The organism is Modestobacter excelsi (genome assembly GCF_005930495.1).
Taxonomy (GTDB): Bacteria; Actinomycetota; Actinomycetes; order Mycobacteriales; family Geodermatophilaceae; genus Modestobacter; species Modestobacter excelsi.
The window spans coordinates 12570-28866 of record NZ_SJEX01000069.1; the positions used below are offsets into that span (position 1 = coordinate 12570).

A 16297-nucleotide genomic window follows, 5' to 3' on the forward strand; every position below is an offset into this window, starting at 1 on the left:
GTCGCGGGTCAGGGGGTGAGCCGGCCGTCGGGCTGCGCGGTGAGCCGGCCGCGGGCCACGGCCGCGGCCAGGGCGGCCTGCAGCAGCGGCGGCAGCGCCGGGGTGCGGCGGCGGTGGCCGAAGACCTCCAGCGTGCGCCGGAAGAGCTCGTCCTCGGTCAGCCCGCCTGCGGCGCGGGCCAGCGCGGCCATCGCGTTGCCGATCTCCACCGGGGACACGTGCTCCAGCGGCCGCTGGGCACTGCTGGCCTGACGGCGGAACCAGGTCCAGGTCTCCCGGTCGGTCCCGGCCGGCCAGACGAAGTCGCCGTCGACGACGGCCGTCCGCGGCAGCAGGCCGAGCAGCGCGTCCCGGCGTGCCTCGGCGACCCGGGTCAGCCCGAAGGCTGCCGCGGCCAGCCGGGTGAGCCGGTCCCGGTGCACCGGGCCCTCGGCCTTGAGACCTGCGGCCAGCACCCGGCGCACCACCTTGGCGACGGCGGGGTCGGACAGCTGGTCGAGCTGCTTCTTCTCCCCGGCCGGCCGCGGGCTCCACGGGACGAAGGGCTGCTCCCCGTCCAGCGGCTCGGCGACCGGCGGCACCGCCGCCCGCCGCACCGGCCGGGTGGCCTCCCCCAGCGGCAGGCTGCGGACGGCCACCGGCTCCGCCGAGGGCACGCCTTCGGCGACCGCTTCCGGCTCCGGCTCCGGCTCCGGCTCCGGCTCCGGCTCCGGCTCCGCCCGAGGCGCGACCTCGGCGACGGGCTCGGGGGCGGGCGGCGGGCGGAGCGGGATGACCTCGGCGAGCGGGCCGTCGTAGGCGGGCTCCGGCTCGGGCGCCGGCTCGTCGACGACCGGGGCCGGGACGGCGTCCACGGCGGCGACCAGCCGGTCGAGGACCTCGTCGCGGTCGGCGAGCCAGGCCGGCAGCCACACCCGCTCGACCGCGGGCCAGCCCAGCAGCCCGCCGAGCACCTCGACGGGGAGCCCGTCGCGGTCGCCGACGGTGCGCCGCCGGGCCCAGGCCGGGCCGTCGAGCAGCACCGCGAGCAGCGGGACGTCGGGGGCCGCGGCGCGGGCGACCGTGAGGTCGATCCGGAAGTCGGACAGCCCGACGTCCGTGCGCACGACCAGGCCCCGCTCCTGCAGTGCGGCGGCCACCTGGTCGCGGTGCCGGTCGCGGTGCCGGTCGCGGGTCCCGCCCGCTCCGGAGAGCGCCTCGGTACCGTGCGCCGCCACCTCCAGGTAGGCGCGCAGGTGTGCGACGCCCAGCGTCGTGCCCTCCTCGAGCGGCAGCTGCTCCGGGCCGAACGAGCTGACCACGACGACCTGCTGCCGCGCCCGGGTGACCGCCACGTTCAGCCACCGCTCCCCGCCGTCGCGGGCCAGCGGGCCGAGGTCCGCCCACCACGGCCCGGCTGCGGGGGCGGCACCGGTGGACAGCACCACGACGTCCCGCTCGTCGCCCTGCACGTCGGCCAGCGTCTTGACCAGCAGGCCCTCACCGTCGAGGCGGTCCAGCGCCTCGGTCACCCGCTCGTCCCCGGCGTCGCGCAGCAGCGACTCGACCAGCGCGCGCTGGGCAGCGTGCAGGGTGACCACGCCGAGGGAGGCAGCCCCGGCCGCGAACCGGCGCAGCACCTCGGCGACGACCGCCCGGGCCTCGACCGGGTTGCTGCCGGCCCCCGGGCCGGAGCGCACGAGCGCGCCGTCGACCTGCACCAGCGAGACCGGGGACGGGCGGTGCCCGGGCGCCGGGAAGGTGGACAGCCGGTCGTCGTAGTACCGGGTGTTGCTGAAGGCGATGAGCCGCTCGTCCTGGCTGCGGTAGTGCCAGGCCAGCGACCGGCGGGGCACCCCGGCCCGCACGCACGCGGCCAGCAGGCCCTCCCCGCCGCCGGCGGGCGGCAGCTGCCGCTCGTCCCCGACCACGACGGCGGCCCGCGCCCGGACCAGCGCGCCGACGGCGTCGGCGACCCGGAGTCGGGAGGCCTCGTCGAACACGACCAGGTCGAACGTCCCCGGGGTGGCGGGGAGCAGCCGGGCCACCGAGTCCGGCGTGGCCAGCACGCAGGGCAGCACCGCGCTGACCAGGTCGGCGTGGGTCGCCAGCAGGTCGCGTACCCCGGGCCCGCGGCCGTGCTCGGCGAGCTCCCGCTGCAGGGCGGCGACCCGATCGGCGCCGGAGGAGCCGGCCGGCCGGGCGGCCAGGACGGCGGCCGGCACGGCGGAGGTGAGGTGCGAGCGGACCGCGCGGGAGGAGGTGGCGAAGCGGCTGAGCACGCTCTCGTGCAGCCCGGCGTCGAAGGCGTCGAGGCCGGTGGCGGCCAGCCGCTCGGCCACCGAGGCCTCGGCCAGCCCGCGGTCGAACGCGCGCACCGCGTCGTCGGCCCGCACCACCCCGTGCCGGAGCTGGGCGCGTGCCTCGGTGAGGCCGGCCAGCCGCAGCGGCTCCAGGGTGTCCAGCAGGCTCACCCAGCGGCGCAGCGACATCGGGTGCACGTACTCCACGCCGCGCTCGGGGCGGGTCATCGTCCAGCGCAGCACGAGCCCGTCGGTGCCGCTCCAGGCGGCCAGCTGCGCGGAGTTGCTGGAGCACGCGGCGAGCAGGGCGACCACGGCGTCCCGGAGCCGGGAGATGGTGCGGGCCGCGCCGGCGTCCGGGACCGGCCCGCCGGCCAGGAAGCGGCGCAGCGCGGCGGCCGGGGCGGTGGAGCCGTCGACGGCGGCGGCCGCCCGGCGCAGCCAGCGCATCTCGGCGTCGAGCACGAAGCGACCGGAGTCCAGGAACGGGTTCCACCCGGGCGGCACCTGCAGCCCGGGGATGGGAACGGCGCGGGCCGCGACGGCGTGCACCGCGGCCTGCAGCCGGCCGAGGGACTCCAGCAGCGCCGGCACCTCCTTGGTGCGCACCGTCGCACCGGGCGTCAGCACCGGGGCCAGCTGCGCGCGCAGCTCGGCGAGCGTGCCGCGCCGGCCCCACCAGCCCGACCCGGCGGCGGTCTCGGCCTGCGCGACGAGGTCGGCCAGCGGCAGCGCGAGCGCGTCCGGGGTGACGACCTCGAACGCGGGGTGCACGGCACCGGTCAGCGCGGCGATCTCGCCGATCACGTCCGCGGTGGCCGCGGCCCAGCGCGGGGAGCGCACCTCGTCGAGCACGTCCAGCGTCACCCGCGGGCCGGTGAGCAGGTGCAGCAGGGTGTCCAGGTCCTCGACCGACCGGACCGCGCGCACGGCGGCGGCCAGGCCCCCCTGGCTGGGCAGCTCACGGATCGCGGTGTCGACGGCGGCGGCCGCCTGCTGGACCGCGGTGATGTCCAGGTCGATCGTGTCGAGGAAACCCCAGGCGTGCCCGGCCGAGGGGCGGGCGAGACCGGCGATGTCGGGCAGCAGGGCGAGCGCGCGGCGCACCGCGGTCACCACGCCGGCGTCCGCCCGGGCGGCGAAGGCCGGCGTCACCGGGAGTGCCGGGAGGTCGGCGTCGGTGGCCAGCAGGGCGTCGTGCGCCGAGGAGAACGACAGCCCGCCGGCGTTCTCGGCATGCAGCCGCTCGGCGTAGCGGGCCAGGGTGCGGGTGGCCGAGGCCAGGTCCTCGGCGTCCGCGGCCAGGCCCTGCTCGTCGACGTCGACCGCGTGCGCCAGCGCCGTCCGGACCTGCGCGCGGACGACGGCCGGCCGGCTGCCCCGCGCGTGCAGGTCGAGGGTGATCGGGCCCAGGCCGACCGCGTCGAGCCGGCGGGCGAGGACGTCGAGCGCGGCCCGCTTGCCCGCGACGACGAGCACCCGCCTGCCCTCGGCGACGGCGTGGGTGACCAGGTTGGCGATGGTCTGGGTCTTGCCGGTGCCGGGCGGGCCCTCGAGCACGAACGTGGAACCGGCCGTGCCCTCGGCGACCGCCTGCAGCTGGAAGGCGTCGGCGGGCAGCGGGCAGCGGCCGGCGAGCTCGTCGAGGTCCACGTCGTCCGCGGTGCCGGGCACCGGGTCGGCGAGCGGCGCGGTGCCGGTCAGGGCGGCCACCAGCGGGTGCTCCGCCAGGTCGGCCGCGGAGGCGTCGAGGTCCTGCCACAGCCGGACGTCGGTGAGCGGCAGCACGGCCAGCTCCGCGGTCGGCTCGACCCGCCACGGCAGCGAGCGCTCGGCCACGGCCGCGCGGACGGCCTGCAGCGCGGCGGCCAGGTCGATCCCGGTGCCGTCGCCCGAGCGCGCGTCCAGCCCGGGCAGGGTCAGCCCGTGCCGCCGGCGCAGCAGCTCCCGCAGGCAGTCGTTGGGGGTGGGTGAGCCGGACTCGTCAGCGGTCAGCCGGGTGCCGCCACGGGCGCCGGCGGTGAGGACGACGGGCACCAGCACCAGCGGCGAGCGGACCGGGGAGCCGTCGAGCTCCCACACCAGGCTGCCGAGGGCCAGGTGCAGGTCGTTGGCGCCGGTCTCCTCGAGCACGGTGCGCGCGTCGTGCGCGAGCGCCCGGAGCCGCGGCAGGTGCTCGGCCTCGGGGAGGTCCACGTGCACCGACCGGTGCTCGGACAGCAGCGCGGTGACCTGCTCGGCCGGCAGCTCGCCGGCCGAGCGCGGCCCGGGCTCCACGTGGGGTCCGAGGGCCCGGCCGCCGGGCAGCAGCGTGAGCGTCGCGCCGGCGCCGACCAGGTCCTCCAGCACCGGGAGCGCGGCCGGCGGCACGGTCAGCGGCAGTACGGCGCGCTCGGGGAGGTCGACGAGCGGGTTGCGCCGGCTGAGGTCGAGCAGGGTGTCCGCGCAGCGCTGCAGCGGTGACCGGGGCTGCGGCGCCGGCCCGGCCGCCGCCGGGACCGGCGGGGCGTCGTCCGCAGGGGCGCCGTCCGCCGGGCCGGCGTCGGTGCGGGGCGGCAGCGGCCGGATGCCCTCACGGCGGGCGCGGTGGACGTCGGTGACCCCGAGGACGCCGGTGAGGTCCCCGCTCAGCCACGCGGTGTACGCCGGGCCGTGCAGGTCGGCGCTGGTGTTGCCGCGGTCGGTGAGCAGCCGGGTCTCCACCAGCCCGATCCGGCCCTGGTCGACGAGGTCGACCAGGGCCGTGACGTCGGTGGTCGCCGCCGCGTCGGCGCTGCGCTCCTCGCGCCAGTAGCCGAGGAAGGCGTGCCCGCGGACGAGCCACAGCAGCGGACGGAGGCCGGCCTGCTCGAACGCGGCGGCCAGCGTCAGCACCACGTCCAGCGAGGTGCCGGCGCGGCCGTCGAGCACCTCGCCGGGGGTGCGCAGCGGCCGGCCGGGGTCGGGCCCGGCGGTCGGGGTCTCCTGGAAGCGGACCTCGCGGCGGCGCACCGCCCAGGTCAGCGCCTCGACCACCTCGTCGACCCGCTCGGCGTCCTCGGCCCAGCCGGCCATGCTGCCGCTGCCGGTGCCGGCCTCCAGCAGCTCGGCCGCCTCGGCGAGCAGCACCCGGACGGCGGGGTCCTCGGGCTGGACGGAGGCGGCGAGCTGCGCCAGGGCCTGAGGCAGGGGAGCGGCCGGCCAGGAGCCGGGAGGTGGCTCCTGGACCGGGTCCGCCGCGACGTCGACCGAGACGGCCGGGGGCGCCGGCGGGACCGGCTCCTCGGTGGCCCACTGCAAGTCCGCGACGTTGCCCATGGGTGGTGTCTACCGGAGCGGACGGACCGTTCCCGCCAGGCCGGGCGGAGCCGTGGGACTGCTGTGACACCAGGTGTCGAGTGGGTCCCGAGTGCCCTGGTCAGCGGCCCGGGTCGGGGCCGGTGCGAGCCGCTGGTCAGAGCAGTGCGAGCTCGCTGCAGTCGGGGCACAGGGCGTCGCACACCTCGGGTCGGGGAGGCCAGGCGACCTCCTCGTCGCGGGCGACGTAGGCACCGCAGAGGGCCTTGCGCCCGCGGGCGCCGGACAGGCCGAGGGTGGCGTGCGCGGGCCCGAACAGTTGCGGCTGCTGGCCGGCGGGGTCGCTCAGCGACCCGATCATCAGGACGGCGCGGGCCGTTCGGTACGGGAACCCCATGGCCCCACTGTGGAGTCGCGCCGAGCATGCTCGGGGCAACACGCCCGCCGCACCAGCCCCGGCGTCCCACCCGCCTCATCCGTCCCGCCCGGCCCGGACCGGCCCCGGACGCAGCTGTACCGCCGTCGACGGCCTTCCCCCAGGCCGACGACGGCGGTACAGGTGCTGCGGTCGGTCAGGCGGCGTTGAACCCGGCCCGGTCGACCTTGCGGTGGAAGCGCTCGCCGAGCTTGCCGCCCAGGACGGCACCGATCAGCGTGACGACCAGGACGGCGACCAGGGCGATGATCCCGGCGGTGGTCGCCGTGCCCTCGTCGACCGGGATGCGCGGCAGGTTCAGCTGCGAGAGCACGTTGTACTCGGCGCCGGCCACGGCGCCGATGACCGCGAGGGCCACGACGACCAGCAGGCCGATCAGCCACACGGCGACACCCTGACGAGCACCGTCGAAGCGGGACATGCGCCCGGCGACGTAACCGCCGGCCAGGTAGGCGAGGAACAGCACGACCAGCAGCGCGATGCCGCCGCCGATGCCGATGCCGTCGGCGTTCGAGGTGGCCTCACCGGCCGACGGGACGCCCTGGGTCAGCCCGATGGCGACGCCGGCGGCGGAGATGAGGGCGATCAGCAGCACGGCCAGGCCGTTGGCGGACAGCCAGCCGAAGAAGGCCGCGCCCCACTTGATCCCGCCGAAGCGCTGGTGCTGCGCGTCGACGGCGTCGCGGGCGGCGCCCTTGCTGGCGCGGGCCCCGTTCGCGGTGTTGTTGCGGAACTCGGTCTCCCGCGCGCTGGTCGCGCTCGAGGAGTCCGGGGTCGAACTGGTGGCCATGGGGTCTCCAGGTGGAGGAGCGACGCGGGGTGGCGTGGCAGTGCGGGAGGGGCCGTCGCGGCCGGTGGGCGAGCAGCCGCTCACCGGCCGCGACGAGTTCAGGGCATGCGGGACCAGCCGGCCCCGCCGAGACGGCGACCGGCTGGGCCCGCGGGTGGAGGTGCCGGTCGCCCGGCGCCCCCACGGAGATCAGCGGTTGCGGTTGATGTCCGTGACGCCGTCGGTGTCGGCCTCGATCTGCTCCTTGCGCACCGTGTCCGAGACCGTCTCCTGCTCGGTGACGGTGTCGACGTCCAGCCGGACGCGCTCGACCGGGACGGCCTCTTTGGCCACCACGGGGCGCTCGGCGTGCAGGACGACCTCGTGCTCCTCCTCGGAGATGGCCGGGCCGTCGAGGGCGCTGCCGACGTTCCCGTCGGTGATCGGCTCGCGCTCGATCCGGACCTCCTCGTGGGAGACCGGGACCGTGGTCGTCACGTTCTCGGTGACGACGTACTTGCGGAGGCGGGCGCGGCCGGCCTCGACGTTCTGCGTGCCGACGCGGAGCTGCTCCTCGGAGCGGGTCATCGCGTCGTCGGTGGTCGGACCGGAGGTGTCGTGGCCGACGGTGCCGTGCCGGTTGGTGTCCGTGTCGGTGTACTCGGCGGACCGCGTGGTGTCGGTGTCGGTGTACTCGGCGGTCCGCGTGGTGTCGGTGTCGGTGTACCCGGCGGTGCTGGTGCCGACGCCGTAGTAGCGGTAGAGCTCCTCCTCCTCGGCGGGGGAGAGGTGACCCTGGTCGGCGTCCACGCGGGGGGCGTCCTTGACCTTGGCCTTCTCGTAGGGCACCCGCAGCGTGCCGTCGGCGACGGTGGCGTCGGCGAGCGGGACGAAGGTCTCCTTGTTGCCGAACAGGCCGGTGCTGACGGTGGCCCACTCGGGGCTGCCGGTCTGGTCGTCCAGGTAGACCTGGCCGACCTTGCCGAGCTTGTCGCCGTCGTTGTCCACGGCGTTGCTGCCGATGATGGCGGTGATGTCCTGCTGGGTGATCATGGGCGTTTCCTCCAGGGGGGTCTGGGTGGTCGAGGGGTCTCCGCCGTGCTGCGCGGTGACCGCCGGACCCTCCTGTGCCCCTGCGTTTACGGCGTAAACAATCCCGGGGGAACGAGATGCGGACGCAGGTCGGCCAAACACAGATCGCACTTCTCTCTCCGGTGAGGTGACCCACCTCAGGCGAGGTCGTCGACCTCGCCGTCGGAGGACTGCGCCTCGCGCAGCACCCGCTCGAGCCGGTCCAGGAGGTTCTCCAGGGCGTCCTCGAACTCCGCGGCCGACTTGTCCAGCGACAGCAGGTGCTCGGTGCGCTGCAAGTTCGGGAACTGCGTCAGGTCGGTCTTCCGCTGGGCCTCCGGGTCGCCCTCCGGTTGGTCCAGCAGGCTCACCTGGGCGCCGAGCTGGGTGACCTCCAGCAGCAGGTGGCCGAGCAGGAAGCTGGAGTAGGCGCGGTACGCGGCGATCGCGGCCTGGTCGGAGAAGCCGGCCTCGGTCAGCGTGCCGAGGAAGGACTCGACCAGCCGCAGGCTGCGCAGCGGCGGCCGGACCCACGGGGCGGCCGGCGGGCGGCTGGCGATCAGCGGGAAGACCGAGGGGTGCGCCAGCGCGATGCGCCGGATGCCGTGCCCCAGCCGCATCAGGTAGTCCTGCCAGCCGTTGTGCTCCTCGATGTAGAGGTCGTCGCCGTCGTCCTTCACGAAGAGCGTCTCGATGACGCGTTCCACGACGCCGTCCAGCAGGTCCTCCCGACCCGGGACGTAGCGGTAGAGCGCCATCGCCTCCACCCCGAGGGAGGCGCCGAGCCGGCGCATGGTGAGCGCGGCGAGGCCGTGCGCGTCGATGTAGTCGACAGCGCCGCGGAGGATCCGGTCGCGGTCCAGGCCCACCGGTCGGGTCAGCCCACCGGCGACGTCCGTCCCCTCGTGGACCGCCACCAGGTCGGGATCCCGGTCGTCGTCGCTCGTTGCCGTCGGCACAGTCGCTCTCCTCGCGTCGGCTCCACTGTCCCCGTCGTCGGGGCGCAGTGGCGCTGCTCCCCTGACTGATACCCGGATCCGAGGTGTCACGCGTCGAGCGGTGTGACCAGTGACACCGCTAGCAATCCGCTTGCAGGAGTTAGCACCGGGCTCATGTGGGGCATGGTGGAGGAGTCAGGTCACACACCCCACCTCTTGGAGTCCTCATGACCGACAACACCAAGCTGATCAACCAGCTCCGCGCCCTCCTGCTGCTCACGCAGACCGAGGAGCAGATCGCCCGCACCCGCATCGGGCAGGCGCGCACCGACGCCGTTCGCCGCGAGCTGACCCAGAACGCCGACAACGCCGCGGAGCGCGCCCAGGCCATCACCGAGGAGCTGCGCGCTCTCGGTGGCGTCGCCGACGTCGTCACCCCGGCGCTCGGCCGGCTCGGCGCCCTGGTCAAGGCCGTCTTCGACCAGGCCGAGCCGATCGAGGAGGCCCTGCTGCAGGACCTCACCCTCGAGCACCAGCTGCTCGACCGGGCCACCTACCTCAAGGTGCTGGCCGAGACCGGGAAGCAGGCGAAGGCGCAGCACCTCGCCGAGCGCCTGATCACCGCGCACAAGGCCACCGTCGAGTGGCTGACCGTCGTCCTGGCCGAGGAGGCACTGGGCGGCCCCGCGGCCCTGCAGGCCACCCCGCTCCAGCGGGTCGCCGGTGGCGCCACCCGCCTGGTCAACCTGCCGGTGCGCTTTGCCGCCGACACGGTCAACCGCGCCGTCGACTCGGTGCAGCAGGTCGGCGAGGAGACCGGGGACAAGGTGAGCTCCGTGGCCGGCAAGGCCGCGCAGTTCACCGACGCCGTCCGCGAGACCCTGGTCGTCGGCCGCAGCGCCTCGCTACGGCGCGCCGAGCGGATCGCCCGTCGTGAGGGCAACCGCACCGCCGCCGACACCGCGAAGGCCGCCCGCGAGGAGCTCGGTGACGTCTCCGCCGACGAGCTGCCGATCAAGGGCTACGACTCGCTGTCGACCAATGACGCAGCCAAGGCCGTCAAGGGCCTGATCAGCGCCCACGACGTCCGGGTCATCATCCGGTACGAGGAGACGCACAAGAAGCGCTCCAGCGTGATCAGCGCCGCGCAGACCACCGTGGCCGGTCTCGCCAAGGACGCCGTCGGCATCGCCGACTGACCTCCCGCAACACCCGAGGGGCCGGTGTCCGCGCTGCGGACACCGGCCCCTTGCGTGCCGTTCTGCAACGGCCACGCTGCGCTGTCGAGCAGCGGCTCGGCGCGGAGACAGATGTCACGATGCGTTACATCGGTGACACATCCGGAGATACTGACCTCCATGAGCACTCTGCCCGAGGTGGCCAGCACTCCTGAGGTGCTGGAGCGTGAGTTCTCCCTCCTCACCGCGGTGACCAGGCTGGACTTCCTGAGCCGACGCGACAACGTGGTCATCGACGAGCCCAACGACAGTGCCGACGACGACGACTCCTGGATGCGGATCAAGGACGTCACCACCACGCTGGACGTGGAGGAGGCGCTGGAACTGCTGACTCTGGGTGAGGTCGTCGCGCGCAAGGCCCACGAGCACCGGCAGCTGGGCATCCGCGCCGCGCTCCGCGGGGGTGCCGACTGGCAGCAGATCGGCCGCGCGCTGGGCGTCTCGCCCCGGGCCGCCTGGGAACGGCACGTCCACTGGCTCGACGACCAGGCGCGGGCCCGCGCCGCCGGTGACGCCGACGCGCTGGACGCCGAGTCGCTGGCCACGGCGCGCACCCTCGCCGGCCGCCGCCCGGCCTGACGGGGTCTCCCGCACGTCAGGTGTGCAGGACGGCGAACGTCGCGACGGCGTGCACCAGGGTGCGGCCCTCCTGCTCGACGTCGGCCTCGCACACCGTGAGGTGCTCGCCCTGCTTGCTGACCCGGCCGACGACCGCGAGGTGACCGGGCTTGCCCGCCCGCAGGTAGGTCACCGTCAGCTGGCTGGTCGCCGGGACGTCGTCCTCCCCGGTGAGACTGCGCACCGCCTGGCCCATCGCGGTGTCGACCAGGGTGGCCAGCACGCCGCCGTGCACCGTGCCGGCCTCGTTGAGGTGGCTCTCGGTCGCGTCGAGCTCCAGGTGCGCCGTCCCGTCGTCCGCGGTCCGGCTGTGCACGCCGAGGGTGTCCACGAAGCTCTCCGTCATCTGCGGCCGCTACCCGCCCGGCCGACGCGCCACGCCTCGCCGTTCTAGGCTCCGGAGGAGACCACTCGACGACGAGGGGGACCCCGTGCAGCAGGTGACGCTGGCCTACGGACGGACGGGCCTGACGATCGAGGTCCCCGACGACGCCGCGGTGATCACGCCCGTGCAGCACGCGGCCGCCCCCGACGTGCCGGCCGAGCTCCGCCGGGCGCTGCGCGAGCCGGTGTCCGGTCCGCCGCTGCGGGAGCGGGTGCGGCCCGGCCAGACCGTGGCGATCTCCGCCTGCGACGGCACCCGCGCCCAGCCGCGGCACCTGATGATCCCGGCGGTGCTCGAGGAGCTCGACGGCATCGTGCGGCTCGAGGACGTCGTCGTGCTGGTGGCCACCGGCACCCACCGGGCCAACACCGACGCCGAGCTGCGGGCGATGTTCGGCGACGAGGTCGTCGACTCGGTGCGGATCGTCAACCACGACTCCCGGGCCGGTGACACGCACCGCTGGATGGGCACCTTCGGCGACGGCGTGCCGGTCTGGCTCAACGAGCAGTGGGTGGACGCCGACGTCCGGCTGACCACCGGCTTCGTCGAGCCGCACTTCTTCGCCGGGTTCTCCGGCGGCCCGAAGATGGTCGCGCCCGGGCTGGCGGCTCTCGACACCGTGCTCGTGCTGCACGACGCCAAGCGGATCGGCGATCCGCGGGCGACCTGGGGCGTCACCCAGGGCAACCCGGTGCACGACGACGTCAGGGCGATCGCGGCGGCCACCGGCGGGGTCACGTACGCCTTCGACGTCGTCCTCAACACCCGGCAGGAGGTCATCGCCGCGTTCGGCGGCGACGTGCTGGAGATGCACGCCACGGCGATCGAGCGGGCCCGCGAGGTGGCGATGGCCCCGGTCGAGGCGCCCTTCGACGTGGTCGTCACCACCGGCGCGGGGTTCCCGCTGGACCAGAACCTCTACCAGTCGGTGAAGGGGATGTCCGCCGCCGCGCAGGTGACCCGGCCGGACGGGCTCATCGTCTGCGCCGCGGCGTGCGAGGACGGCTTCCCCGACCACGGCTCCTACCGCGAGGTGCTCACCTCGGCGTCCTCACCCGAGGCGCTGGTCGAGCTGATCGCTGCCCGCGAGCAGACGGTGCCCGACCAGTGGCAGGTGCAGATCCAGGCCCGCATCCAGGCCGCCCACCGCGTCGTCATGCACACCGACCACCTCACCGACGCCCAGCTGGCCGAGGCGCACCTGGAGCAGACCGCCGACATCGCGGCCACCGTGGCCGAGGCGGTGGCGAAGGCCGGGCCGGGCGCGCGGGTCTGCGTCCTCCCCGAGGGCCCGCAGACCATCCCGTACGTCCGCAGCTGACCCCGTCGCCCCGCGCGGGAGCACGGGTTGGCCGCCCGGGGAGGGTGCGGTCTGCACGGTGTCGGCCGGACCACGCCGTCGCGAGGGTGGCCGCATGGACGCTGTGGTGCACCTGGCCGGGGTGACCCGCCGATACCGCGGGACCGTCGCGCTGGACGGCGTCTCGCTGGACGTGGCGGCGGGGGAGTTCGTCGCCGTGATGGGCGCGACCGGGTCGGGGAAGAGCACGCTGCTGCACTGCGCGGCCGGTCTCGAGCGCCCCTCGGCCGGGACGGTGCGGCTGCTCGACCTGCCGGTCGAGACCGCCGACCACCGCCGGGTCCTCGCCGTCCTCCGCTTCCTCGACGCCGACCGACCTCACCTCTGACGGGGCGGGGGGAGGAGGAGGGCCTGGTCGGGGTGGCACCAGGCCCAGCGCTCGCCGGGTTCGGCGGAGGCGAGCACCGGGTGGCCGGTCGCCGCGGCGTGCGCGGTGGCGTGCCGGTGCGGCGAGGAGTCGCAGCAGCCGACGTGGTCGCAGGTCAGGCAGCGGCGCAGGTGCACCCACTGCCCGCCGATCCGCAGGCAGTCCTCGCAGGCGTCGGCCGGACCGGGGGAGGGCGGGGCGGCCGCGGCGTGCGGACAGGTCGCGCCGTCCTGCACCTGCCAGGAGCTCACCCCCGCTGCCGGTGCAGCGGCAGCCGCACGCAGAACGTCGTCCCCTCCGGCCCGGTGGAGTAGTTGAGCGAGCCGCCGTGCCGCCGCTCGACGATCCGCCGGGCGTTCTCCAGGCCCAGCCCGCTGCCCTCGCCGGTCGCCTTGGTGGTGACGAAGGCGTCGAACAGGGTCGCCCGCACCTCCTCGGGCACGCCCGGCCCGTCGTCGGTGATCTCCACGAACACCGCGTCGTCGTCGGCCCGGGTGCGCAGGGTCAGCACGCCGCTGTCGCCCATCGCGTCCGCGGCGTTGTCGATCAGGTTGGTCCACACCTGGTTCAGCTCTGCCGGGTAGCCCGGCACGGGGGGCAGCGCAGCGGCGTAGTCCCGGCGCACCTCGATGCCCGACAGCTTGCGGGCCAGCATCACCAGCGTGCTCTCGATGCCGGGCTTGACGTCGAGCTCCTGGTGCTGGGCCTGGTCCATGTGCGAGTACTGCTTGACCGCCCCCACCAGCGAGGAGATCCGGGTGGCCGCCTCCTCGATCTCGGTCATCAGGGTCTCGGTCTCCAGCGTGTAGCGCAGCCAGCCGAAGGCGGCGCTCCACTCCAGGCCGGAGTCGACCTGCTCGACGACGTCGTCGACCCACGCGGCGTCCATCCCGGCGGTGGCGAACACCGGGGCCAGGTCGTAGGCGTTGTCCACGCCGACCTCCTCCAGCCGCTCGGCGATCGCGTCCTCCAGGTCGCTCTCCTCCAGCGCGGTCAGGTCCGGCCGCGGCTTGGCCGCCCGCTCGACGGCGATCTCCTGGGTCCGCACCAGCCGGGCGACCAGGTCGGGGGACAGGCCGCCGTCGGCGAGCAGCCCCAGCTTGTGCCGCATCGCGCTCATCCGGCCGCGCAGCTGCTCGGTGGCCCGGACGGCGGCGGCCGCCGGGTTGTTCAGCTCGTGCGCGAGGTTGGCCGACAGGTGGCCGAGCTGCACCAGGTGCTCGCGCTGGCGCATCGCCGACTCGGTGGCCCGCACGCCCTCGTACAGCCCGTCGAGCAGGTGCACCGCCATCGGGCACTGCTGGGTGACCAGGGCGGCGAAGTCCGCGGCTGACAGCCGCAGGAACCGGCTGGGCCGGGTGGTGCGCAGCGTGGTCTGGTAGTCCTGCGGGTGGCCGGTCGCGTAGGCCCGGGTGGCGCCCGAGTAGGCGCCGCGGTGGGTCGTCTCGTTGATCAGCACGTCCTCGCCGTCGGCGTGCTTGGTCAGCCGCAGACCGCCGTCGAGCAGCACGTACAGCGCGTCGGAGGGGTCGCCCTGGGCGAAGACGACGGCGTCGCCGTCGAACACCCGGACCTCGGCGTGGTCGGCGATCCACTGCAGGTCCTCGTCGCGCAGCGACTCGAACAGGAACAGCGTGCGCAGCTCGTCCAGGCCGACCTGCGGGGTCGTTGCGGTCATCCGATGGCCTCCAGGTAGCGGTGCACGAGCGTCACGGCCATGGCGCCCTCGCCGACGGCCGACGCGACGCGCTTGACCGACTCGGCCCGTACGTCGCCGGCGACGAAGACCCCCGGCACGGAGCACTCCAGGTGGTAGGGCGCCCGGGACAGCGGCCAGTCCGCCGGCGGCCGCCCCTCCTCGTCCAGCAGCGCCGGGCCGGTTCGCAGGAAGCCACGCTCGTCGCGGGCGAAGGCCTCACCGAGCCAGGAGGTCGGCGGCTGGGCGCCGATGAAGACGAAGAGCCGGGACGCCGGCACGGTGCGCGTCTGACCGGTCACCGCGTCGTCCAGCACCAGCCGCTCGACGTGGTCGGCGCCCTCCACGGCGGAGACCTGGGTGCAGGTGAGCACGTCGATCGCCGGGTGCGCCTCGATCCGGCCGACCAGGTACTCGCTCATGCTGGCCCGGATGTCTGTGCCCCGGCACAGCACGACCACCCGGCTGGCGAACTTGGCGAAGTGCAGCGCCGCCTGGCCGGCCGAGTTGGCCGCGCCGACGACGTAGACCTCCTCGCCCCCGCAGTTGCTCGCGTCGTGGGCGGCGGCGCCGTAGTACAGGCCGCGGCCGGCGAAGGTGTCCGCGCCCTGCGCGGGCAGCCGGGTCCAGGAGACGCCGGTGGCCAGGACGACGGCGTGCGCGGTGACCTGGCTGCCGTCGGCGAAGCTCAGCGTGCGACCGTCGCCGGTGGGCGTGATGGCGGTGACCTCGCTGGCGGTGAGCAGCTCGACGCCGAAGCGCACCGCCTGGTCACGGGCGCGCTGGGCCAGCTCGGCACCGGAGACCCCGTTGGGGAAGCCCAGGTAGTTCTCGATCCGGCTGCTCTGGCCGGCCTGCCCGCCGGTGGCGGTGCGCTCGACCAGCAGCGTGCGCAGCCCCTCGCTGGCCGCGTAGACCGCCGAGCCGAGCCCGGCCGGACCCGCGCCGACGACCACGACGTCGTAGAACGGGCTGCCCGCGGTGGTGGCCAGCCCGCACTTCTGGGCGACCGCCTGCAGCGTCGGGCGGCTGAGCACGGTGCCGTCGGGGAACACGGCGGCCGGCAGCGCGGCGTCGTCGGTGAGCTCGGCGGCCTTGCGGATGGCGGCGCTGTCCTCGCCCTGCAGGTGCCGGTAGGGCACCTGGTTGCGGGCCAGGAACTCCTTGAGCTCCTGGGTGTCCGCCGACCACTGGTGACCGAGCACGGTGAGCCCGTCGAACGGCGCCCGCGCGGTGCGCGCCCAGTCCAGCAGCAGCTCGTCGAGCACCGGGTACAGCTGCTCCTCCGGCGGGTCCCACGGCTTGAGCAGGTAGCGGTCGAGGTCAACGTCGTTGATCGCCCGGATCGCGGCGTCGGTGTCGGCGTAGGCGGTGAGCAGCACCCGCTTGGCGGTGGGCGCGAGGTCCATCGCCTGCTCGAGGAACTCGACCCCGGTCATCCCGGGCATCCGGTGGTCGGCGAGCAGCAGGGCGGTGGTCTCGCCACGGGCGGTCAGCTCGCGGAGGGCGGCGAGCGCGTCCTCACCGCTCTCGGCCCGCACCACCCGGTAGCGGTCGCCGAAGTGGCGGCGGAGGTCGCGGGCGACGGCGCGGCTGACCGCGCGGTCGTCGTCGACGGTGAGCAGGACGGGTCGGGCAGGCACAGCACCTCCGGATGGGTGCCGACGAAGGTGCCGCCCGGGCGGGCGGGCCCCCAGTGGCACCTCCCATCCAACCCGCTGCAGGTGGACAGCGGTAGTCCCCGGGGCGTCCGCCGAGGGTGAACACCCCGGCGGTCAGCCCAGCGGGCCGGGTCCTGCCCGATCCACAGGGAACTGTCAGGGGGGAGTGCCACGCTCGGAGCTGCCCCACCCCCTGACCC

The 16297-nt window shown here is 75.2% G+C and carries 13 protein-coding genes; 4 read left to right on the plus strand and 9 right to left on the minus strand.

All coding sequences use genetic code 11. The features are described from left to right. Nucleotides 1-8 precede the first annotated feature (8 nt). The 5 genes from FHL80_RS19125 to FHL80_RS19145 form a co-directional block, all read right to left on the minus strand. Nucleotides 9-5579 carry a DUF3320 domain-containing protein gene (locus tag FHL80_RS19125; RefSeq protein ID WP_138734950.1) on the minus strand — a complete coding sequence of 1857 codons (5571 nt, stop codon included), beginning with the start codon at nt 5577-5579 and terminating at the stop codon, nt 9-11. Nucleotides 5580-5715: 136 nt separating this feature from the next. Continuing rightward, nucleotides 5716-5955, minus strand: coding sequence for a hypothetical protein (locus tag FHL80_RS19130; protein ID WP_138734951.1), 240 nt, complete (start codon nt 5953-5955; stop codon nt 5716-5718). A gap of 175 nt (nt 5956-6130) precedes the next feature. Next, nucleotides 6131-6784 carry a hypothetical protein gene (locus FHL80_RS19135; protein ID WP_138734952.1) on the minus strand — a complete coding sequence of 218 codons (654 nt, stop codon included), beginning with the start codon at nt 6782-6784 and terminating at the stop codon, nt 6131-6133. 189 nt (nt 6785-6973) lie between these two features. Beyond that, entirely contained in the window at nt 6974-7816 is an 843-nt protein-coding gene (locus FHL80_RS19140) for a DUF2382 domain-containing protein (RefSeq protein ID WP_138734953.1), read from the minus strand. A gap of 176 nt (nt 7817-7992) precedes the next feature. Further along, on the minus strand, nt 7993-8793 hold the full coding sequence (locus FHL80_RS19145; RefSeq protein WP_138734954.1) for a TetR/AcrR family transcriptional regulator: 801 nt from the start codon (nt 8791-8793) through the stop codon (nt 7993-7995). A 206-nt stretch (nt 8794-8999) separates the two neighbouring features. On the opposite strand from FHL80_RS19145, the gene FHL80_RS19150 reads away from it, so the two are divergent. Together FHL80_RS19150 and FHL80_RS19155 are read left to right on the plus strand one after the other, a co-directional pair. After that, nucleotides 9000-9971, plus strand: coding sequence for a ferritin-like domain-containing protein (locus FHL80_RS19150; RefSeq protein WP_138734955.1), 972 nt, complete (start codon nt 9000-9002; stop codon nt 9969-9971). 159 nt (nt 9972-10130) lie between these two features. Next, complete coding sequence (locus tag FHL80_RS19155; protein ID WP_246078801.1) at nt 10131-10589, plus strand: hypothetical protein; 459 nt, start codon at nt 10131-10133, stop codon at nt 10587-10589. Nucleotides 10590-10605: 16 nt separating this feature from the next. Here FHL80_RS19155 and FHL80_RS19160 read toward each other — a convergent pair whose 3' ends face one another. Then, nucleotides 10606-10974 carry a PaaI family thioesterase gene (locus tag FHL80_RS19160; protein ID WP_138734956.1) on the minus strand — a complete coding sequence of 123 codons (369 nt, stop codon included), beginning with the start codon at nt 10972-10974 and terminating at the stop codon, nt 10606-10608. An 85-nt stretch (nt 10975-11059) separates the two neighbouring features. On the opposite strand from FHL80_RS19160, the gene larA reads away from it, so the two are divergent. Both larA and FHL80_RS26795 read left to right on the plus strand, forming a co-directional pair. Continuing rightward, nucleotides 11060-12334, plus strand: coding sequence for a nickel-dependent lactate racemase (gene larA / locus FHL80_RS19165; RefSeq protein WP_138734957.1), 1275 nt, complete (start codon nt 11060-11062; stop codon nt 12332-12334). Nucleotides 12335-12428: 94 nt separating this feature from the next. Next, complete coding sequence (locus FHL80_RS26795; RefSeq protein WP_138734958.1) at nt 12429-12701, plus strand: ATP-binding cassette domain-containing protein; 273 nt, start codon at nt 12429-12431, stop codon at nt 12699-12701. Here FHL80_RS26795 and FHL80_RS19175 read toward each other — a convergent pair. From FHL80_RS19175 to FHL80_RS19185, 3 genes are read right to left on the minus strand one after another with little or no spacing between them, the layout of a single operon-like run. Then, nucleotides 12692-12991 (minus strand): UBP-type zinc finger domain-containing protein, encoded by a 300-nt coding sequence (locus FHL80_RS19175; protein WP_246078802.1) that lies wholly within the window; start codon nt 12989-12991, stop codon nt 12692-12694. The genes FHL80_RS26795 and FHL80_RS19175 overlap by 10 nt on opposite strands. Beyond that, complete coding sequence (locus FHL80_RS19180) at nt 12988-14418, minus strand: ATP-binding protein (protein ID WP_138734959.1); 1431 nt, start codon at nt 14416-14418, stop codon at nt 12988-12990. The genes FHL80_RS19175 and FHL80_RS19180 overlap by 4 nt, the downstream gene beginning before the upstream one ends. After that, on the minus strand, nt 14415-16079 hold the full coding sequence (locus FHL80_RS19185; RefSeq protein ID WP_138734960.1) for an NAD(P)/FAD-dependent oxidoreductase: 1665 nt from the start codon (nt 16077-16079) through the stop codon (nt 14415-14417). Before FHL80_RS19185 ends, FHL80_RS19180 begins: the two co-directional genes overlap by 4 nt. Nucleotides 16080-16297: the final 218 nt, after the last annotated feature.

Coding starts and splice junctions, on each gene's coding strand:
- FHL80_RS19155 (WP_246078801.1), top strand. CDS start 10,131: ATGAGCACTCTGCCCGAGGTGGCCAGCACTCCTGAGGTGCTGGAGCGT.
- FHL80_RS19140 (WP_138734953.1), bottom strand. CDS start 7,816: ATGATCACCCAGCAGGACATCACCGCCATCATCGGCAGCAACGCCGTG.
- FHL80_RS19125 (WP_138734950.1), bottom strand. CDS start 5,579: ATGGGCAACGTCGCGGACTTGCAGTGGGCCACCGAGGAGCCGGTCCCG.
- FHL80_RS19135 (WP_138734952.1), bottom strand. CDS start 6,784: ATGGCCACCAGTTCGACCCCGGACTCCTCGAGCGCGACCAGCGCGCGG.
- FHL80_RS19130 (WP_138734951.1), bottom strand. CDS start 5,955: ATGGGGTTCCCGTACCGAACGGCCCGCGCCGTCCTGATGATCGGGTCG.
- FHL80_RS19180 (WP_138734959.1), bottom strand. CDS start 14,418: ATGACCGCAACGACCCCGCAGGTCGGCCTGGACGAGCTGCGCACGCTG.
- FHL80_RS26795 (WP_138734958.1), top strand. CDS start 12,429: ATGGACGCTGTGGTGCACCTGGCCGGGGTGACCCGCCGATACCGCGGG.
- FHL80_RS19150 (WP_138734955.1), top strand. CDS start 9,000: ATGACCGACAACACCAAGCTGATCAACCAGCTCCGCGCCCTCCTGCTG.
- FHL80_RS19160 (WP_138734956.1), bottom strand. CDS start 10,974: ATGACGGAGAGCTTCGTGGACACCCTCGGCGTGCACAGCCGGACCGCG.